At 56.7% G+C, this 20,771-nt stretch carries 14 protein-coding genes and 2 riboswitches; of the genes, 2 read left to right on the plus strand and 12 right to left on the minus strand.

Features of this window, described 5'->3' with window-relative positions; genetic code table 11:
- Positions 1 to 29 precede the first annotated feature (29 nt).
- Positions 30 to 1,265, plus strand: coding sequence for a cysteine desulfurase-like protein (locus tag SD425_RS10970; RefSeq protein WP_324678410.1), 1,236 nt, complete (start codon positions 30 to 32; stop codon positions 1,263 to 1,265).
- Between the two features lie 127 nt (positions 1,266 to 1,392).
- Here SD425_RS10970 and SD425_RS10975 read toward each other — a convergent pair whose 3' ends face one another.
- The 9 genes from SD425_RS10975 to SD425_RS11015 form a co-directional block, all read right to left on the minus strand.
- Positions 1,393 to 2,427 carry an aldo/keto reductase gene (locus tag SD425_RS10975; protein ID WP_324678412.1) on the minus strand — a complete coding sequence of 345 codons (1,035 nt, stop codon included), beginning with the start codon at positions 2,425 to 2,427 and terminating at the stop codon, positions 1,393 to 1,395.
- 153 nt (positions 2,428 to 2,580) lie between these two features.
- On the minus strand, positions 2,581 to 3,687 hold the full coding sequence (locus SD425_RS10980; RefSeq protein ID WP_324678414.1) for a serine hydrolase domain-containing protein: 1,107 nt from the start codon (positions 3,685 to 3,687) through the stop codon (positions 2,581 to 2,583).
- Positions 3,688 to 3,823: 136 nt separating this feature from the next.
- Complete coding sequence (locus tag SD425_RS10985; RefSeq protein WP_324678416.1) at positions 3,824 to 5,101, minus strand: YeiH family protein; 1,278 nt, start codon at positions 5,099 to 5,101, stop codon at positions 3,824 to 3,826.
- Positions 5,102 to 5,127: 26 nt separating this feature from the next.
- Complete coding sequence (locus SD425_RS10990; protein WP_324678419.1) at positions 5,128 to 6,579, minus strand: NAD(P)/FAD-dependent oxidoreductase; 1,452 nt, start codon at positions 6,577 to 6,579, stop codon at positions 5,128 to 5,130.
- A gap of 204 nt (positions 6,580 to 6,783) precedes the next feature.
- Positions 6,784 to 8,478 (minus strand): hypothetical protein, encoded by a 1,695-nt coding sequence (locus SD425_RS10995; RefSeq protein WP_324678422.1) that lies wholly within the window; start codon positions 8,476 to 8,478, stop codon positions 6,784 to 6,786.
- 150 nt (positions 8,479 to 8,628) lie between these two features.
- Positions 8,629 to 10,029 (minus strand): DoxX family protein, encoded by a 1,401-nt coding sequence (locus SD425_RS11000; RefSeq protein ID WP_324678424.1) that lies wholly within the window; start codon positions 10,027 to 10,029, stop codon positions 8,629 to 8,631.
- Positions 10,030 to 10,303: 274 nt separating this feature from the next.
- Positions 10,304 to 11,704, minus strand: coding sequence for a RagB/SusD family nutrient uptake outer membrane protein (locus tag SD425_RS11005; protein WP_324678426.1), 1,401 nt, complete (start codon positions 11,702 to 11,704; stop codon positions 10,304 to 10,306).
- A gap of 54 nt (positions 11,705 to 11,758) precedes the next feature.
- Positions 11,759 to 14,803, minus strand: a complete 3,045-nt coding sequence (locus SD425_RS11010; protein ID WP_324678428.1) for a TonB-dependent receptor — start codon at positions 14,801 to 14,803, stop codon at positions 11,759 to 11,761.
- Positions 14,804 to 14,967: 164 nt separating this feature from the next.
- Positions 14,968 to 15,228 (minus strand): hypothetical protein, encoded by a 261-nt coding sequence (locus SD425_RS11015; protein ID WP_324678430.1) that lies wholly within the window; start codon positions 15,226 to 15,228, stop codon positions 14,968 to 14,970.
- A 681-nt stretch (positions 15,229 to 15,909) separates the two neighbouring features.
- A riboswitch (SAM riboswitch) is annotated at positions 15,910 to 16,001 on the minus strand.
- A gap of 366 nt (positions 16,002 to 16,367) precedes the next feature.
- Positions 16,368 to 16,482, plus strand: a riboswitch (SAM riboswitch).
- A gap of 143 nt (positions 16,483 to 16,625) precedes the next feature.
- On the opposite strand from SD425_RS11015, the gene SD425_RS11020 reads away from it, so the two are divergent.
- Positions 16,626 to 17,810 carry a cysteine synthase family protein gene (locus SD425_RS11020; protein WP_324678432.1) on the plus strand — a complete coding sequence of 395 codons (1,185 nt, stop codon included), beginning with the start codon at positions 16,626 to 16,628 and terminating at the stop codon, positions 17,808 to 17,810.
- Positions 17,811 to 17,986: 176 nt separating this feature from the next.
- On the opposite strand, the gene SD425_RS11025 is transcribed toward SD425_RS11020, so the two are convergent.
- The 3 genes from SD425_RS11025 to SD425_RS11035 form a co-directional block, all read right to left on the minus strand.
- Complete coding sequence (locus SD425_RS11025; protein WP_324678434.1) at positions 17,987 to 18,310, minus strand: hypothetical protein; 324 nt, start codon at positions 18,308 to 18,310, stop codon at positions 17,987 to 17,989.
- Positions 18,311 to 18,558: 248 nt separating this feature from the next.
- On the minus strand, positions 18,559 to 19,035 hold the full coding sequence (locus SD425_RS11030; protein WP_324678436.1) for a hypothetical protein: 477 nt from the start codon (positions 19,033 to 19,035) through the stop codon (positions 18,559 to 18,561).
- A 312-nt stretch (positions 19,036 to 19,347) separates the two neighbouring features.
- A complete protein-coding gene (locus tag SD425_RS11035; RefSeq protein WP_324678438.1) occupies positions 19,348 to 20,697 on the minus strand; it encodes a glycoside hydrolase family 88 protein in 1,350 nt (449 codons plus the stop codon).
- Positions 20,698 to 20,771: the final 74 nt, after the last annotated feature.

Here is a 20,771-nt window from a genome sequence, read left to right on the forward strand (position 1 = left end):
CAAGCAAACCGATTATCATTTAACTATCCATGCCCCTCTTTTCCTCCGAATCCATCCGTGCTTCTTTCCCCGCCCTGCGCGAGCACGCTGACCGTAAGCCCTTTATTTTCTTCGATGGCCCTGGTGGTAGTCAAATGGCGCAGCAGACCATCGACGGCATGCTCGGTTACATCACCGGCGGCATGGCCAACCTGCATGGCACCTTCTCCACCAGCCAAGCCACCGATGAACTGCTCGAAGCAGGCCGCCGTGGCATGGCCGATTTCTTGAATTGCCAACTTCAAGAAGTAGCCTTTGGGCAAAACATGACCTCATTGGCTTTCGCCATTGCGCGCAGCCTAGGTTCGTTCATCCAAGCCGGCGATGAAATTGTGGTGACGGAACTCGACCACCGTGCCAACGTGGACCCCTGGGTAACACTTGCCAAAGACCGCGGCGCCGTGGTGAAGTTCATCCCCGTGAACCCCGAAACCTACACGCTAGAGCTAGGTGGGCTCGATGAACTGATTACCCCTAAAACCAAGCTGGTAGCCGTCACGATGTCGTCGAATGTGGTGGGCACGGTGCCGCCGGTGGAGCAGATTATTCAGCGGGCAAAAGCAGTTAGGGCCTTGGCGGTGCTGGATGCGGTGCACGCCACGCCCCACTATCCTATTGATTTTCAGAAGCTAGGTGCCGACGTGCTGTTTTGCTCGGCTTATAAGTTTTTCGGACCGCACCTCGGTATTGCGGTGGTGTCGGCGGGACTGTTTGAGAAACTGCCCGTCTATAAGCTCGCGCCCGCCCCCGCGTACATCCCCGACAAGCTCGAAACTGGCACCCAAAACCACGAGGCCATTGCCGGCTTGCTGGGCACTTTGGCCTTCATCGAAACGCTGGGGGAAGGCAGCACCCGCAAGGAACGGTTGCGCACCGCCATGCAAGCCGTTGAGGAACAGGAACAACGGCAGGCGCAGCAGCTAGAAAAGTTTCTAAAAGGTCTGCCCCACGTACGCGTATACCGCGCGCCGGCCGATACGCGCAAAACGCCAACGGTCGCCTTCACCTTGGAAGGCGTCAACTCGCGGGAGGCGTGTGCGTGGTTCTTCGAGCACTACAGCATGAACATCGCCGACGGCCATTTTTACGCTTCCACGCTGGCCGAAAAGCTAGGTATCATGGCACAAGGCGGCTGGATTCGGCTGGGCCTGGCTCCTTATAACACCGATCAGGAAATTGAGCTGTTCAAAACCGCGTTATTGGCCTTTATAGACAAAACGTACTAGACCCGAAAAGAAAGAACGTCATGCTGAGCTTGCCGAAGCATCTCTACCGCAATGGTAATCATCTACTTTGGCGCTAGAGATGCTTCGGCAAGCTCAGCATGACGTTCTTTTGTTAGCTAGCTTCCGCCTAGAAAATCTGCACGGGCGGTGGGTTTAGCTCTGGCCGCTGGCGCTGGTGCCAGTAGGGGTAAACGGGTGGCGTGTCGCTGACCTTATCTAGCCGTTCTACTTGCGCTGGTGTCAGGTTCCAGCCCACGGCACCTAGGTTTTGGCGCAGTTGCTCTTCGTTGCGGGCACCGAAGATGAGGCTCGTTACCGTGGGGCGCTGCAAAAGCCAGTTCAGCGAAATTTGGGCGATGGTTTTACCGGTTTCTTCAGCTAGCTCGTCCAGCACGTCCACGATGGCAAATTGCAGCTCATCAGGCACATCGGGGCCTTGGCCACCGCCTTGCTGCAAGCGGCTGCTTTCCGGAATCGGCTGACCCCGACGCACTTTGCCGCTCAGGCGTCCACTCGCCAGCGGCGACCAGATAACCGCGCCCACGCCCTGGTCGATGCCCAGTGGCATCAGTTCCCACTCGTACTCCCGGTTGATGAGCGAGTAATACACTTGGTGACCGATGTAGCGCGCCCAGCCGTGGCGCTCCGACACCGACAGCGACTTCATCAGGTGCCAACCCGAGAAGTTGGAGCAGGCGATGTAGCGTACTTTGCCACTCTGAATTAGGTCGTCGAGGGCGCGGAGGGTTTCCTGCACGGGCGTGCGAGAGTCGAAGCCGTGCATGTAGTACACGTCGATATAATCGGTGTTGAGGCGCTTCAAGCTATCCTCGCACTCCTTCACCAAGTGCAGGCGCGAGGAGCCGAAATCGTTCGGACCGTCGCCCATCGAGAAGGTGGCCTTGGTGCCGATCAGCACCTCCTGGCGACGGTCGCCGAGCGCTTGCCCAAAAATTTCTTCGGCCATGCCGTTCGAATACACGTTGGCCGTGTCGAAGAAGTTGACACCTGCTTCTAGGCAAATGTCAATCAGGCGGCGGGCTTCCGCTACGTCGGTGCTGCCCCAGGCTTTGAAGAACTCATTGCCCCCGCCGAAAGTCGCGGTGCCGAAGCTCAACACGGGCACGTACAGGCCCGAGGCCCCTAGCTGTCTGTATTCCATAAGTTGTTTTGGTTGGAAGGAGAACCTAGCCACAACCGAATAAGAAGCAGTCTGGTTATAGTTGAGGCGCTGACTACTCGATTAAAATGCCCTGAGAAACTATCTCAGGAATCGTTAATGGTCTGATTGATTACACGTTGTGTAGACAACACGTTACTTGTCTTCCGCTAGCCATTGCATTGCTTGGTACTGACCAGGCCCTAGGAACAGCTGCAAGATTTTATCCGTCATCTTTAGGCCATTAGCGCTGTTGGTCAGGAAAACGATGCTTTCCTGTTTTCCAGGAAAGGCCATAAAGAAGCCTTGAAAATCACCGTTGTCGCCCCACTGCCAGATGGCCGGACCGTGGCTGATATTTGCCAGGCCCAGCCCGCAAGCCCATGCAATAGCCGCATCAGTAGGAGTAGTGGGCACGCGGCAACGGTTGGCTGGGTTGGCCTGAGTGGTCAGTAGCTTAGCTGTGGCAGGTGCCAGCCCCCGACCTGCTAGCAGTGCCTGCAAAAAGCGGCTGTAGTCGCTGGCTGTTGAGAGCAGGGTGAAGGCTCCGTAAGGGTCTATAAAGTGCAGTTGCTGTGTAGGTTTGCCCGTAGCATCATGGCCAAAACAGGCGTTAGCGGTAAAAGCATCGCGCCAGACGAAGCTGCTATGTGCCATCTGTAAGGGGGTAAAGACCTCCCGCTGTGCCAATGCCTGGAAGGACTTTCCCGTCAGGTGCTCCAGCGTTTTTTGCAGAAATACATAGCCTTCGCCGGAGTAATTCCAGCAGCTATCAGGCGCGTAGCGCAGGTGTAGGGGTGAGGTACTCCAAGCGGTGCTCAGAGGGTTTTCTGCCCAGTTGGGCAAGCCGGTGGTGTGGGCCAGCACCATGCGGGCCGTGATTTTGGCTGCGGGGGGGTCCTGTTGTAGCCGCGGATACGCGTAGTAGGTGAGCAAAGGCGTATCCAGCGTTAGAACGCCTTGGTCGCACAAGCGAAGGGTGAGATAGGCGAGAACCACTTTGCCGAGCGAGGCCGCTTGAAACGTGGTGTTGTCATTAACAGCTTCCGTAGTGCCCTGTTTGCGCCGACCTAGGTTGTAGGCAGTTGCAGTGCCTTTCTGGCTGTAGATCAGTTGAATACCTGGAACGTTTTCTTGCTTCAGCAGTGCCTCTAGCTGTGTTTGTTTTGTCGTCTTGGGGCTCGGCACCGCGCGATGCGGTGAGGATTGAGCCGCTGCAACCAGTGCAGTACACCACAGGAATACAAGTAGAAGAGCTTTCATGTAAAACGGATTAATAGGTGGTGCAAGCTAGATGCAAAACACAACTCATCCGTTGGCTGAACGGGTAGATAGCCAAAACAAAAGCCTCGGCGTACGCCGAGGCTTTTGTTTTGGGATTGAGCAACCTAGGTTTATTTTACCGAAACAGCAGATACGCAATGCCCAACGTCACGAAAATGTTGAACGTCTGAGCAATCAAGAAGGCGTAGAGTGGTTTCTTGTTTTCCTGCTTGAATAAGTCGTTGAAGTTGGTTTCCAGCCCGATACTAGTGAAAGCGAGGGCAAACCACCAACCTTGCGCGCTCTTCAAACCGCCTTTCAGCGCGTCGGTAGTTTCTGGGGCAAGGAAGAAAGAGAACAGCAGCGAAGCAGCAATGAAGCCGAGCACGAACTTCGGGAACCGCTCCCAGATAACCCCTAGGGTCGGCTTGCCTTCGGGCTCGGCAGCGTTTGGGTGATTGGTGTACGTCCAGTATACTGAGATGGCGAAGGCAGCTAGGCCGAGCAGCACATTCTGGGAAAACTTCACGATGGTGCTGATTTTCAAGGCCGTTTCTCCTACCAATGTACCCGAGGCCACTACGGCGCCGGTCGTGTCGATGCTGCCGCCGAGCCAGGCGCCCGTTACTTCCTGCGATAAACCTAGCCAATGCGCGGCGTAGGGCATGAAAATCATCATCGGGATGGCCGTGATGAGCACGAGCGAAATGACGTAGGAAAGTTTTTTGGGGTCGCCTTTGATAGCACCCGCCGTGGCAATAGCCGCCGACACACCGCAAATAGATACGCCGCTGGCAATCATCATGGTAAGCTCGTCGTCTACTTTCAGCTTGCGGCACGTCCAGAAGGCGAAGTACCACACCGATAGCACCACCACCAGCGCCTGCACTAGCCCGAGTGAACCGGCTTTCAGGATATCGCCGAAAATGACGCTCGTGCCCAGCAGCACCAACCCAATCTTCACAAACAGCTCCGTGGTGAGCGTGGCCCGCAGCCAGTCGGGCAGGCCAAACACGTTGCTAACGATTAGCCCCGCCAACAAGCTGAAAATAACGGCCTCTAGACCTAGCCCCCGCGCCTGCGGGCTACCGGCCACAATCAGTGCCAGCAGCGTCAGCAAATACACCAGTGGAAAACCCAGTGCGAAGTTGCGTACCGACTTACCCGTGAGCCGCGCCCCGATGCCTGCTACTGCGGCCAGGTAAATGAACTGCGCCAGAATGAGTTGCAGGTTAGCAGCGCTGAAGACTTTGCCGGTAAGCTCGGCCGTATTGTTCCAGTTAAATACCGGCACCGCAAACGGCAGACCTAGCAACGAAAGCCCAATAAGCAAGCCGCCGAGCACGACGACCACCCAATCTTCGTGGAGGGTAAATGCTCTTCTGGTGAGAACGGGGGAAACAGTGGTGGACATAGAGGAAAGAATAGAAGATGGGAAAGTTAGTCTTGGTAAAGTGGTGGGGCTTTGAGCTTGAACACGTCACGTAAGGCGCGGTTGGCGGCGTGGTAGCCGCACATGCCGTGCACGCCCCCGCCAGGCGGCGTGGCCGAGGAACAGATGTAAAGCCCTGATTTAGAAGTACGATAAGGCGAAGCTCGCAACGCCGGCCGCGTGTACAGCTGCGCCGCATTCAGCAAGCCGCCGTTAATGTCGCCACCCACGTAGTTGGGGTTGTGCTCCTCGATCTGGGCCGTGTCGAAGGTGTGGCGGCCGATAATCCGTTCGCGGAAGCCAGGGGCAAAGCGCTCCACTTGCCGCTCGATGATGTCGGTCATATTAGCACGGGAGCCATTCGGGACGTGGCAGTAGGCCCAGGCGGTGTGCTTGCCGGCGGGGGCGCGAGTGTCGTCGAAGAGGCTTTGCTGGGCCAGTAGCACAAACGGCTTGCTAGGGTGCTGACCATTAGCAGCGGCTTTTTCGCTGGCGGCAATTTCGGGCAGCGTACCCCCTAGGTGCACTGTGCCGGCTTGGTGGCAATCGGCCGCCGTGAATGGAATCGGCCCGTCCAAGGCCCAATCAATCTTGTACACGCCCATTCCATATTGGTAGCGTCGTAGCTGCCATTGATAAATGGTCGAGAGGCTATGGCCTGCAATCTGAAGGAGTTGTGCCGGCGTGACATCGAGCAGCACGGCGCGGGCCTTCGGCAGCTGCGCCAGCGAGCGGACGAACGTACCCGTTTCCACCTTGCCACCTAGGGCCACAAAGTGCGCCACCAGCGCATCGGCAATACGCTGGGAGCCACCTTTTGGCAGCGGCCAGCCTTTGCGGTGGGCCGCCGTGAGTAGCACCAAACCGATGGCCGCCGTGGTGATATTTTCGAGCGGCTGAATCGAGTGGGCTGCCATGCCAGCGAATAAGCCCTTGGCTTCTTTGGTCTTGAAGCGGTTGGTGAGCGTGGTAGCCGGCAGCAGCGCCGACAAGCCAAACTGCGCCATATTAATAGGGTGCTTCGGAATGTGGAGCGGCGCCAGCACGTCGTTGGCAATGCTTGGCCAATTGGCAACCAGTGGCTCCATCAAATCGCGGTACGCCTGCTCATCCGAACCTAGCTTGCGAGCCGTTTCGGCCAGAGAATTAAGCACAACGGCCGCCGTGCCGTCATCAAAGGGGTGCGCTGCCGCGACGGGAGGTGTGATGTATTCTAAGCCATACTGCGCAAGCGGCAGCGTTTGGAAGTAAGGCGAAGCCGCCGCCAGCGGGTGAATGGCGGAGCAAATGTCGTGGTGAAAGCCCGGTAGCGTCAGCTCAGCCGTGCGCAGACCGCCACCTAGGTCCTTCTTGCCCTCAATCAGCAACACCGACAAACCGGCTTGCTGCAACACAATAGCAGCGGCCAGCCCATTCGGCCCCGAACCAACGACAACGGCATCATAATCAAAGTTATCCATGGAGTGATGAAGAAGCTCTGCGGCTGTTTTTTAGCGCCGAGCTTAGTAGAGTGAGAGAGTTGAACGGCCCGGTCCGACGCTCTAGGCGTCCAACCGGTTTTCGCTGCGAAGGTCCGCGCCCTATAAACAAGGCAACTGCAACATTAGCACGAAGCTCGTTCAACGACGACCGGTCGGACGCCTAGGGCGTCGGACCGGGGCACGTTAGTACTGCCCGGCCGACAACGTCGACTCCGATAAGGTGTACTTACGGTCAACTCGGTCGAGAACGACGTAGAGCGAATCTTTTTTCTCGTTGAGGCCACGCAAGATGACGTGCTTGCCGCCGTCGGTGGTCTGGTAGGTCAGAATCATATGGTTGCGCTTTTCGGGGCGTTGCTCGGCCTTGATGCCCCGCACCCGACGCGTGCTGGAGGCGCTGGGGTTAATCTTGGCGGTTTCGTCGCCGATGTGGGCTAGGGCCGTGGGGCTGATCCACTCAGCTAGGGAGGCTTGGTATTTGGCTTGGCGCTCCGCGTCGTTGCTACCTAGGTAGCTGCCGCCGAAGTCGCCGCCGTAGCCGTTGGTGTGGGCGGCCGCAATGCTACTGCCTTTCGGGGCGCGCCGCTGGGCAACGGCTTCGTCGCGGTTGCGGCGGCCACGGCGGTCGTTGCCGGTGCGGATTTTACTTTGCAGGTACAGTGTGTGGTCGATGGTATCGGCATCGTAGTAGAACACGCGCTGGCCACCGGCCAGACCGGTCGTTTCGAAAGTGCGGTTGATGTCGCGCATGGGCGAGCCGCCGCCGTTTGAGAGGTCTAGCTTCAGGGGACGGTTTACCTTGTAGGTCAGCGTAGTCCACTTCTCAAACGTGGCCTGCTGCCACCGCACGCTGTCGAGGGGCGAGTAGGGGATGCTTTGGCCGTTGAGGCGGAACTCCGTCACGTTGTAGAGGCCGCGCAGGGCCGCCACGCCTCTTTGGGCGGGCTGCTTGTAAGGGTCGTAGGTGAAGTTCTCGTATTCGAGGTAGGTCAGGTATACCAGGAAAATACCGATGGTCGCCGTTTTCAGACCTAGCCTGGTGTAGCGCAGCCACGCCTCGCGGAACCTAGGGTAGTAGTGGTGCGGCACCGTGTACCGCTCTTTGATGAGCAGGTTATACAGGTTCGGAATATCCTGAATCATCAGAAACGCCGCTAGCAGCACGAAGTAGGAGCTATACACGTGCACGCCGCCATCATACGCAAAGTTGACGAATACAATATCGCCAAGGGCGCCGAGCAGCAAAGCCGCCCCTAGGAAGGTCGTGCGGCGGAAGAACAACAGCACGCCAGCCAGCGACTCTACTAAGCCTGTAAATACCTGATACCACGGCACGATGCCGATCTGAAGCCAAAAGATTTTCTGCGCCGTCATGTCGCCGAAGTCACTGTTCAACAGACCAATGGAAGGGTAGGGCATCTGCGTGGGGAACACCTTTGTGAAGCCAAAGCCAATGATGCCGATGCCCGCCCGGAAGCGCACAATTACGCGCAGCCAGTAGTATAGCACCTCGTATTCTTCGCGCTTGCGGTCAACCAGCGTCCAAATGATACCAATGACCAGCGCAATACCTAGGGCCACAAACCACTTGTCGTAGCCGAGTAGGGCCGGGGCGCCACCCTCCGTGCCGCCTGGGAGAAAGAACGTGGGCGAGAAGCGGGCAATGTCGTACACGTCGCGGTAGTGTCCGTGCAGCCAGTCAATCGTGAACAGGTTTTTGTACCACCCAAAGTCACTGGGGAGCGACATCAGCACGAAAAACGGAAAAGCAATGCGGAACAGAACGCGCTGGTACGGCTTCCAAGGGCGGCGCACCGGAGCGTCGGTGGCAGGTGCCGCAGTAGTTGGCAGCGGCGCAGTGAGGAAAGTAGGAGCCATTAGGATAAGAGTCTAATCAGATTTGATACTACCATCGTGTCATGCTGAGCGTGTCGAAGCATCTCTGCAGCTTCGTTGCAATACCATTGATTAGCATTGCGATAGAGATGCTTCGACACGCTCAGCATGACGGTCTATTTTATCAGTGCATCACAGCTTCGAGCCAGCGCCGCGGCCCGTCTTGCTGGCTTCTTCGAGCAGGTATTTCTTGTTTCGCTTTTCTAGCACCACATACAGGTCTTGTCCTTGCACATCGGTGCCACTGAGGACGAGGGTATTCGCATCGGGGCGGGTCAGGTGCAGTGTCAGCTTATCAGGGCCTTCCAGTTTGTTGCGATTTTGAAGGTTGAGCGTCTGGCCGTCAGCGCTGAGCGTGTAGCCGTAATAGTGGCGACCGGCTGCGCCAGCAAATTCGTAGTTGCGGGCTAGGTCGTCGGGGTGAATGATTTCCGTATTGCTTTGGTCGAGCACGACGGGGCTGTTAGATCGAATGCTCAGGGTGGCCCATTTTTCAAACACCACGTCTTGCCAGCGCACCGGGTCGGTAGCCGAGTAAGGATGCACCTGGCCGTTCAGCCGAAACTCGCGCACGTTGTACAGGCCCGCCGCATTCGGCAAGCCGGCTGCCGCTGGGTAGTGGTAAGGCCCCGCGTGATACGCCGCGTAGGTTTTAGCACCATAAATCCCTACAAAGAAGAACACGAAGCCCACCTTCATCGTCAATTTAGCCGTGCGTGGCCACCCTGCCGGCAGCACCAAGCGGAAGCGGTTCGGTTGCGTGGGTTGCTCCAGGGTGAGCAGGTTGTTGAGACGGCGTAGGTCGTACCAAAGAACCAGCAGCCCTAGGGTAATTAGGTAGAAGCTGTACACGTACTCGCCGCCCTCGTAAGCTAGGTTCGAGAGGAACACGTTGCCCAAAAACGACAGCACGATAAATGCCCCGACGCTCGCCGTACGCCGATTGAGCAGCAGCAGCGCCCCCAGGATTTCTACCAACCCCAAAAACGATTCGTACGAAGGCGTGATACCTAGGCTCAGCGAGAAGATTTTCCAGTCGCTGAGGTCGCCGTAGTGCGTGTTCAGGTGGCTGAGCGAGGGCAGCGGCGACTGCATCGGGAAGAACTTCAGGAAGCCGTACGCCAGTAGCCCCGCCGCCAAGCGGTAGCGCGCCAGCACCCGCAGCCAATAATATAAGGTGTCGTAGTTCGTGCGAGTTTGGTCGCGCAGGCCCCACACGGCCGCTCCGACGGCCGCAATAGCCGCTATAATAGCCCAGTTGACAAAGAAATCAGGGCCGTCAAAAAAGCGGGGCGAGTAGTGCGCCAGCCGGAAAATATCACCGAACGAGAACCCCGCCCAATTGCTAATAACGTCGCGGTAATACTTCCAATCGAGCGGCACGATTTGGAGGAAGAAGTACAGGAAAGCGAAGCGGAACAGCCCTTTCTCGAAGCTAGACCACCGATCCGGCGTCTGCGTCGGCACTGCGGACGTCGGCGCCGCTGGGCGCTCCTGCACCGGCGTAGTTTGGAAAGACAAAGTGGTGCTCATGGGTTCGAAAGAATGAGTGGAAGGAAAGGGAGTGGGTTGTGTAGAGAGGTATCGAAGCAATTTGCGTGTAGTTGGAAGGTCGTTCAGGCGGAGCGCCTCACCCCCCAGCCCCCTCTCCGAAAAGGAGAGGGGGAGCCTGTACCGGTTTTATTGGCTATTCGCCCTAGTTTCGCAAAAGCCAACTGCTAGTAACCAATAGCTTAATCGACTGGCTCCCCCTCTCCTTTTCGGAGAGGGGGCTGGGGGGTGAGGCGCTCCGCCTGAACGACTACGCTTAGTACCCAGCGTTTTGTGTCAGCGCGGCATCGACTTGAATCTGGCTGATCGGGATGGGCAGCAGCAGGCGAAAGGAGGGCAGCGCGGTTGTGTTATTCAATGGGTCTTTGAAGACCGCCGTGGCGCGGCCCGTGCGTGCTAGGTCGAACCAGCGGTGCGGCTCCAGAGCAAACTCCAAGCGCCGCTCGTTTTCAATAGCTAGCAAAATGTCGCTTTGCGAAGCGGCGGTGCTGGCAGCTAGGCCAGCGCGGGTGCGCACGGCGTTCAGGTCGGCTAGGGCGCCGGAGAGCTTGTTCTGCTGAGCCCGCGCCTCGGCCCGAATCAGGTACAACTCGGCGATGCGGAAGATGTAGCTAGGGTCGGACCCGGGGCTGCGGTAGTAGAGATTACCGTACCAAGTGGTGCTGTTCACGCTGGAAATGAGCGTGCTACGGCCGTTCGGCGTGTTGTTGGGCGCCGTAGTCAGCAGGTTCACCAACTCATTATTGGGAGCCCACTGCCGGGTGCCGCCGTTGGCCGTGGGTTGCCACTGCCCCCGGTGGCCGTTTACCTCCGTGGTGCCATTATAGAAAAGCTCAAACACGGACTCACGCGTGCCGCGGACGTTGTTGGCAAACCACGCGTTAAAAGGCGCTACCAACTGGTAATTAGCATTGTCGCTGATGAGGCGGGTGGCGTAGTCTTCGGCCGCGGCCCAGTTACCCTGGTACAAATACAACCTAGCTTTCAGTGCCCACGCGGTTTTGCGAGTAGCTCGGTAGCGGTCAGCGGTTTGCACCGTGGTTGGGTTGGGCAAAAGCGGCTCGGCGGTTTCTAAGTCGCTGAGCGCTTGGGCATAGGTTTCGGCTTGGGTAGCGCGGGCAATGCCTTGGTTGGAAGTGGCCGTGAGCGTAGGCTGCGTGATAATCGGAACCCCGCCGAACGTGCGAGCTAGGTCGAAGTAGGCCAGGGCCCGGATAAAATACGCTTCGCCGAGGTACTGATTGCGCAGCGCATCCGTCAGCAGCGGGTCGCTCACCTTAGGCACGTTAGTAATGACGTGGTTTGCCCGGTTGATGGTCACGTAAATGGCCGACCACACGGTACTGATCGTTGAGTTGTCGGCCCGCACGTTGTGGGTGATGAATTCCTGCACCTGCGATTGGGTGCCGGTCCACTGAATATCGCCGCCCCCTAGGTAGCCAATCGACTGAAAGCTGGTGCCGTAATAGCCACCGCTCGCCAACGCGCTGTACACGCCATTGAGTGCTGTACTGGCCGATTTCTGGTCTACAATCGTTTGGTCATCGGCAATGGATTCGCGCGGCGCCACGTCCAAGAACTGCTCGCACGCGCTCAGACTTAAAACCAAGGCGACGGTGGAAAAAAGCGAGGCTATTTTTAGGTAAGTAAGTGACATAGAAGTGGCTGAGTAGCTGAGTGACCGAGTGAATAACTGGTCACTGATCATTGACTAGAAAGTGGCGTTGATGCCCACTTGCAGACTGCGCGGCTGGGGCGGCGTACCTAGGTCGATGCCTTGCTGGTTGGCGTCGCTGCTGGACGCTGATTCGGGGTCGAGGCCGGTGTATTTGGTCAGCAGGAACAGGTTGGTGCCTTGGGCGTACACCCGCACCGAGCCGCCGAGTAGGCGCTTGGTCAGGCGCTCGGGAATGGTGTAGCCGAGGCTCAGGCTGCGCAGGCGCAGGAAAGAGCCGTCTTCGAGCCAGCGGCTGCCGCCGTCGAGGTAGTTGTTCACGTTGATGCCGTCGGGCTTGGGCACGTCGGTGACGTCGCCGGGCTTCTGCCAGCGCTTTAGGTTGCTGGCGAAAATGACGCGCGCCTCATCCCGCGCCCCACCACCCTCGCCGAAGAAGCGGTTGTGATTGTATACTTTGTTGCCGTACTGGAAAGAGAGCAACACGTTGGCATCAAAGCCTTTGTAGGTAATAGAGTTGGTGAGGCCACCGAAGAACTTCGGCCATATATTACCCACAATGTGGCGGTCGGCGGCTGTGATCTTGCCGTCGCTATCTACGTCGCGGTACACGGCGTTGCCGGTTTGCGGGTCCACATACAGTTGCTCGTAGAGCCAGAACGAGTACAGCGGTGAGCCTTGCTGCTGCAAAATCAGGTCGCGGCTGCCGAACTTAGTCGGGGTAGCTAGCTTCTCAATATTATTGACGTTGCTAGCAATGTTGAAGTTGGTGTTCCAAGTGAACTGCTCCTTGCGAATGTTCACCGAGTTCAGCGCAAACTCCACCCCTTTGTTGCTGACCTCCACCGCGTTGGCCCAGTAAGAGCTGAAGCCCGTCGTGGCCGGTTCGGTCAGCTGAATGAGGCCGTTCTTGGTGTATTTGCGGTAGGCATTGAACTCCAAACCTAGCCGCCCATCGAAGAAAGCCACGTCTAAGCCGATGTTGGCCTGCGAGGTTTGCTCCCATTTCAAGTCAGGGTTGGAGAGCTGCTGGGGCGCAATGCCTGCTGAGCCTAGGTAGTTCGAGCCGCCGTTCCACAGCCCGCGGGCCGCGAAGTTGCCGATGCCGTTCTGGTTGCCGGTGAGGCCGTAGCTGGCGCGCAACTTCAAGTCGCTCAGCACGTGTACGTTTTGCAAGAAGTTCTCCTGCTTGATGCGCCAGGCCGCGCCCACGCTCGGAAAGTAGCCCCACTGGTTCGACTTGCCGAAGCGCGAGGAGCCGTCGGTGCGGAAACTCACGTTGAGCAAATACCGGTCGTTGAAGTTGTAGTCGGCGCGGCCGAAGAAGGAAGCCAGCCGATAACCCGACCAGTTTTGGGTGCTGCTCGTGACGGAAGCCGCCGAAATTTCCTTGAAAGAGTTGTTCGGGAAGCCTGTGCCCTGGGCAAACGTGCGCCCGTTGGTGTCGCTCTGCAATCCATTGCCCACCACAATACCCAGGCCGTGCTTGCCAAACTGCTGGCGGTAGGTCAGCGTGTTCTCGTTGAGCAAGGAAGTGTATTGCGAGACGCTGGACGTAGCTAGCCCACCCACGCCAGCGCCTGCAATCAGGAACGTATTCCAGTATTCCGACTCGTCGTAGTTGTTGTAATCAACCCCAAAGCTGGTGCGAAACTTCAGGTTCGGCAGCAGCTGCACGTCGCCGTACAGGTTGCCGATGTAGCGCAGGCTGGTAGAGTTGACATCGTAATTATTAACGAGTAACTCGACATTGTCGAAGCTAGCCCGACCTACGAGCTGCCCATTAGCATCGTAGGGAGAGAGCAGGGTGGGCGTGTGCAAAGCCGCTTGCAGCAAGCCGCCCGCCGGACCATCGCCCGCCCGGCCTTCATTACGGTAGGTGCGCGAAAACGAGTTGCTCACTCCAATCTGCACCTTGTCGGAAATCTGCTGATCGAGGTTGACCTTGAAGCTAGCCCGCTGGAAATCAATGGGACGCAGAATAGACTCCTGCTTCGTATAACCACCCCCAATGTAGTAGCGCGTGCTAGCGCTGCCCCCCGACACCGACAAATCGTAGTTTTGCAACCGCGCCGTGCGGAACACCTGGCTCAGCCGGTCGTAGGTCGGCTGCTCCTCTGGCAATCCGCGCCCACCCTGCGACACTGGGCGATACGGCCGGTTCTCGGAGGTGTGCGGCGTGGTGCCGGTGGTGTTCAGCCAGTTTTCGTTCACTAGTGTCGCGTGCTCAGGGCCAGTAGCTAGGTCCCACAGCTTGGCCGCTTTGGCCCAACCCTCCGATGCGTTCAGGCTGATCTTCGGCTTCTGGTTGAAGTTGCCGCGCTTGGTTGTCACGAGAATGACACCGTTGGCGCCGCGGGCCCCGTAGAGCGCCGTAGCATCGGCATCCTTCAGAACTTCAATGTTCTCAATATCAGCCGGGTTTAGGTCGGCAATCGGTGAGCTAGCTTTGCCGCCGGTGCTGATGGTCTGCAGGCTGTTGTTGTTCATGAACACGCCATCCACCACGTACAGCGGCGTATTGGAGCCATTAATGGTGGTGGCGCCGCGCACCCGCACATTTGTAGCTTGGCCCGGCACCCCGCTGTTCGACGAAATCTGCACGCCGGATACCTTGCCCTGTAACTGCGCATCAAAGCTGCCGACTGGAATGTCCTTGGTATCTGAAGGGTCTACTTTCACGATGGAGCCCGTCAGATTTTTGCGCTGCTGAGTGCCGTAGCCGACCACTACCACTTCGTTGAGCTGGCCTTGGTTGGGGGCTAATCGCACGATGAGGCTGCCGTCGCGCCCAGGCGTGACTTCCTGCGACTTATAGCCGATGAATGAGAAAATAAGCGTGGCGTTTTCCGGCGTTTCGCTCAGCGTAAACGTGCCGTCTTGGTTCGTGGTAGTGCCGGCCGTAGTGCCTTTTACCCGCACCGTCACGCCCGGTAGCGCGGCGCCGTTTTCGTCTAATACTTTACCGGTAATAGGACCTGTCGCTGCTAGGTGAAAATAAGGAGCATTGGGAGCAGCCGTGCCGTGAGCCAACGCAGGTAGCCCCACGGCCAGTAAAATAAGTGGTACTAGTGATTTCATGTTACGAGAAATTTCCTGACGTGTGTCTAGGCTTGCGTAAGGCTGGTGTGCCTCCCCAACCATTGGTTGTGCAGGGTTGGAGAGGCGTTAGCAAGGATTATCTAAGCCGTTGCGGCTTGCTTAAGTGCAGCTAACCTTTTGGAATGCAGTATATTGCTGCTTCGTTATCTGTTGGAAGTGAGCGAGCCACGTCTTCGCAGCCAGCGCGTAAACTGACCTATTTGCGCCTCGCTAGGCGATTCGGTAGCTAGGTTATCCAGCAAGTCGGCGCGGTGCAGGCCGGCCAGAACTGCCTCTGCATAAGGGAAGCTGTTAAGTGAATGAGCGACTGGGGTAGCAGTCGTGATGGTGTCGTTGGGAGCAATAAACAGCGACTCATTGGCCGCAAAAACTTCACTCAGAACCTGGTTCATGATGATTGACATAGCTTGGAAAGGGTAGGAGAGCAGCGACAAGTCACTAGCTTAGTAGCAACTTCTTGTAGCAGGAGGCATGGTAGCGCTCCGTAGTCTGCAATGCGTGAATGCGCTCAGCACAAGTAAGTTGTGCTGGGGTTTAAGTAGGCTAGACATGGCTAGCCCTAGGTCCGCTCAAGAGCGGTATCCAGCCTAGGTAAGAGGTAATCTTACGGAAGAAGGAATTTTGACTATACCAGGAAGGTAGTTGCCTAGATAATCTATAGAAAGTAGGGGTTTTGTGCTTTTCCTGTTTCTAGCTTGCCTTCTTGCGCTACTGATTGCTTGTTCACGTGTTGAATAGCTCTGTTCAAGCCACACCAAAGAAGCAAAGAGAGGCGGAATAGGATTTTTCCGCTAGTATATCGCGATGGATCTTCCACAGACAAGAACTTACCAAGCAAAAGGCATGATCGTAGCGGTCCTAACAAATCTTGTTAAGATGCAGGACGCCTCAGCAGAAAGCAGTTCTTCTGTGAGAGAATGATGGCAAAAAAGGAAAAGCGGGGGCAATCAGCCTCAACAACAACCCATACAACCAGCCATGCTCATACAGACAGCTGTTGCGGACATACCACAACAGCCACGTTGCGAAGCAACGAGCATAGAAGATTGAGTGCAGAGTTGTTGGGAGTGATCCACGGCAACTTGTTTTTATATGGTCAGGATTTGGCACCGTTCCGGGTATTCCGGGGGTTGTCGGCGTATCGTCGAGCCTGTCTCTCCACGCCTCTGTATAAAAACCATCCTTCAACGAGAAGGGATTGATTGCGCCAAAGGTAAACTAGTAAGATTGAGGATTGCAAATAATTTTTTATAAAAATGTCAACCCAATGATGAGTAGGAATACACGACAGCGTGTTCGGCACCTGCGCCATTTGCGCCATACCATACCTAAGAAACGGCTTTTCTAATTAGTAGGGTTATAGCGCTAGCTGTAACCCTACAGGTCGTTCTACGCCGAACGTGCCGTGGCGCATTCCTACAAGCTGTTCAAGATCAGGACTTAAGAAAATAACATAATCTTGGCAAAAAGCTGCTTTTTTCGACGCTAGGCCTTGCATACTGTTTTTCGCCCTCTATATTTGCGATGCGCTCCTTCACCGGAGCACTTATCAAGAAAGGCGGAGGGACAGGCCCTATGAAGCCTTAGCAACCAGTAGGAATACCAGGTGCTAAATCCTGTTCTAAGTCGGCTGTGGCCAGCTTAGGAGAAGATAAGTTATAAGATGCTCATCACGCGGTGCTGCTCTTCTGACTTATCGGAAGGGCTTTTTTTATGCTCTTGCGGTAAGCTTTCTTGATCAAGTGCATACGGGAAAAGGGAGGCGTTTGTCAAACGTGTAAACCCCTCGTATTCCGCTGCTATGTCTGTTGCTACTTGCTCTCCCCGTTCCGTATCTTCTTCGTTCCTGACTGGTGCTCGTGCTGCTCGGCGCCCAACTGCTGTACATTTCAAAGTGCCGCAAGTAGCTAGCCTAGAAAACTATGCGACTTCGCTATCGAAAAACGGCTGTTGTCTTTCGCCGGAGCTGGAAGAAAAATTCAACCACCTCTGGCACCTCGTTGGCAACACGCCTATGCTGGAGCTGCATTATCGCTACCAAGGCCAGCCGGGCCGCATTTTCGTGAAGTGCGAGCACTACAACCTGACGGGCAGCCTCAAGGACCGCATGGCTCTGTACATTCTGCAAGAGGCGTACAAAAACGGTGAAATTAAGCCCGGCGACACGATTGTGGAGGCCACCAGCGGCAACACTGGCATTGCCTTCGCCGCCATCGGCAGAGCGCTGGGCCACCCCGTACGCATCATCATGCCCGACTGGCTGAGCGCTGAGCGGGTGAACATCATCAAGAGCCTAGGTGCCGAGATTACGCTGATTAGCAAAGTGCAGGGTGGTTTCTTGGGTAGCATTGCGTTGGCCGAAGAAATTGCTGCTTCCCGCTCCGATATATTTCTTCCCCGGCAGTTTGAGAACAGCTTCAATGCGAAAGCACACGCCAAAACTACCGGCGTGGAAATCTGCGCGCAACTGAAGCGGCTAGGTCGCGTACCCGATGCGTTCATTGCTGGCGTGGGCACGGGCGGTACGGTGATGGGGGTGGGCAGCTACCTGCGCAGCCAAAATTCAAATGTGCGTATCCACCCCCTAGAGCCAGCCGAGTCGCCGACGCTAACTACCGGCTACAAAGTAGGTTCGCACCGTATTCAGGGCATTTCGGACGAGTTCATTCCCGCCATTGTGAAGCTCGCTGAACTCAACGAGGTGGTGCAGGCAAATGATGGCGATGCTATTCTAGTGGCGCAAAAGCTAGCTACCGAGCTAGGCCTAGCCGTCGGTATTTCATCAGGGGCAAACGTGATTGGTGCCATCCGGCAAGCAGCTATCCTCGGCCCCGATGCTACTGTGGTAACGCTATTGTGCGACAGCAACAAGAAGTATCTCAGCACCGATCTGCTCAAGGAAGAGCCGGTGCGCGCAGGTTACTTGGCTCCCGAACTGGAGTTCACCCACTATCAACCCATTAGCCGGCTGAGTTTTCCGGTGTAGCGGGGCTAGCTTTCGCAAGAAGCCTTCTTTTAAACGTCATGCTTTGCTCCGGCTCAGCATGACGTTCTTTTTTGCCTGATTACTGCTTAGCATCTAAATGCTTGCGTAGATAATAATGCGTTTTAGATTTCGGCAGCGTTGTAGATAAACCTAAAACTGGAGTAGAAGAACCTAGGTTATTTTACCATCAGCGTCCGCACATTGCCAGTTTTTTTGTCCACTTCGAAAGCAGCGCGGTTGGGCATGCGGCCTGCCCAGTCGGTGCGGGGTACCAGCACTTGCCATTGCGTATCGATATCGACGACACTTGCCGAATCGACCACGTAGAGGTTTGCGTTGGGTTGAGCTTTCACGTAGCGCGCTATGGCTGCACGAGCCGCGGCTTCCGTGAGCGCTGCTGTTTCCGTTGGTGCCGCCGCTTGGGCTGGCATCGTGGCTTCCGCAGGCGTCGCCGCTTGGGGCGCATCAGCGGTAACCGGTTTTGCTTGTTGACAGCTCATAAGTACAGCCACTATACCCCCTAGAAAGTAGCGCGTTGGCAACGTGTAAAAAGCTGGCGTACGCAGGGGAGAAGCTAAAAATTTCATAAAAAGGACTGGCAATGAGTCGGTTGGTGAAGTACGGCGCTATCGGCGCGGCCACAAGATACAGCTTCCGCAGTAGTCGTCTTTTCAGCAAGAGGCATGCGGAAGCTAGGATAGTTAGCCTTCTGCCTTCCACCGCAACAAAAGTCTTCAGCCGTGCCGCGCTACGCCTGCCGCAGTAATAGGCGCAACGAGAGGACGCCCAGCAACAGAATAGCCGCCGCGAAACACCCGACTACTACAGCCCACAGGCTGCGAGGCACCGTCGACTTGGGAGCCGGCCGCAGCAAAAGCAGTGGTAATACCACCGGAGCTAGGGTTTGGGGGATGGTAGCGCCCGCTAGCAACTCGCACACGCCCACCGCGCAGGCCAACAGCGTCCCGGCGCCCAGTGCAAGCTGTTGCCAGAAGGGAAGAACCGGCATCGAAAACGGTTGCCACTGGTTCGGGTCGGTGGGAGCGATACGGCGGGCTGTTTTGGGGCGGGCGCCGCGGCGGTTGAACTCACTCAGCCGTCGGTTGACGTCTTTGCGGAGCCGAATCAGGGTAAACACCGCCACCACTACCACCAGGAACGTCGAGACGGCAAAGACAATCAGCAGCGGAACCAAGTGTTCTTGCTGGCCAGGAACGGCCGCCATAAGTAGAACCGAAGAAAACGCGGGCAGACTGAGATTCATCACGTGGAAAATACGCTTTTAAGGCGTTAGTCGTATGGTGTCAAGCAAAGAGGCATTCGCGCAGAAGCAGCATGCCTACCGTAAGAACGTTGGCTGGTCGCATTCTATTCTGTAACCACTCGCGCGTAACTACGTGCGCTAATTTCCTCTTGAATACTAACACACAAGAGGTCGAATTAGTGGAAGAAGTTGGTGATTATCCGCATAAAAAAGCCCCCAACCAAATCGGTCAGAGGCTTTTCGGAGTAGAGTGGCTAGGAAAACGTAGTAGGGCTACTTAGTTATCTGCACCGAGCTGTCGTTGATGTCAAATGGGTGGTTTTTGAGCAGACGAATGATTTCGGCACCCGCCAGAATGACTGGGCCGTAGCCGTGGGCTGCGTACACGTTCACCGGCCGGTAGTAGTAGAACGCCGGATCGAAGCCCATGCCCGTACCCACGCAGGTGCCTTCCACCTGCCCGCTGGCGTTTACCTTGGTGCTCACCGCATTCCAGGCGAGTATCGACATGGGGCCATACGCTTTGGCGTCGAGCCAGCCTTTGTTGATGGCGTGGGCAATGGCGTAGGCATAAATTGCCGTGGCGGAGGTCTCTAAATACGAATCGTTGCGGTCGAGCAGCTGGTGCCAGAACCCCGTGCCTGACTGCCGCATGGCGAGGCCATTAGCGTGGGCGCGCAACTGCGCTAGGATAGTGGCCCGACCCGGATGATCTTCGGGCAGCACGTCTAAGATTTCAACTTTCGTCAGCAGCGCCCAGCCGTTGGCGCGGGCCCAGTGAAACTCGGGGTGTACGGCCATATCCTGCACCCAGCCGTGCATGTAGAGGCCTTTTTCCTTGTCGAACATGCGCTGCGAAAACTGCGTGAATTGCTTCACCACCTCGTCGTAGTAGCGCCGCTCGCCGGTGAGTTTGCCCATTTGCGCCAGCGCTGGCAGGCCCATGTACATATCGTCGAGCCAGAGCGTGTTGGGCTGCGGGCGGTTGCGGGCTAGGGTGCCATCCGACAGCTTGAATTCCTTAGTCATGATGTAGCCGACGAAGCTGTCAATCAGCGGACGTAAGTCGGCGGAAAGGCCGGCCCGCTGCGCCTTGATCATGGAGGCCGTGAGGGCGCCGCCGTCGTCCAGCGCGTGCGGGTTCATGAAGCCGCGCATGGGCGTAGGGCTCTGCGGGTTGGCCGTTTGGTAAGCGCGGTAATACGGCGCCAGCTCCGAGAGGAACTTCAGGCGGCTGAAGGTGTAATCCGTGTATTTTTTGTCGCCGGTCACTTCGCCAGCCAGCAGCATGCCCGAGTACGTTACGCCCCACTCGTAGCTGGTCAGGCGGAAATCGCCGGGCTTGATAATGGCATCGGGGTTAAATTTACCGCGGGTATTAACGGCAGCATTCGTCTTTTTATCAACGAGTTCGGCTGGTGTTGACTTGTCTAGGTAGTTGTACACGCGGTCCAGTACCTGCTTCACGTCCTCGGGCTTGGTCTTGCCGTAGGGCACCGGATAATCGGGCTGCAATAGGTGCAGCGGCGTGGTGGTGTCGTTGGCCTTAGGCGGGTTCGTTTGAGCCACAGCCGTAGTAGCACCTAGCAGCAGACCTAGGTAGGGTAGACGTGTTACTCTCATAGAGCGAGGAATAGTGGTGGGAAGTTGAGTAGAAGAGAATCGCTAGAACGTGTTGTGCTTCGACTAGTACAGCA

Source organism: Hymenobacter sp. GOD-10R, from assembly GCF_035609205.1.
Classification (GTDB): domain Bacteria; phylum Bacteroidota; class Bacteroidia; order Cytophagales; family Hymenobacteraceae; genus Hymenobacter.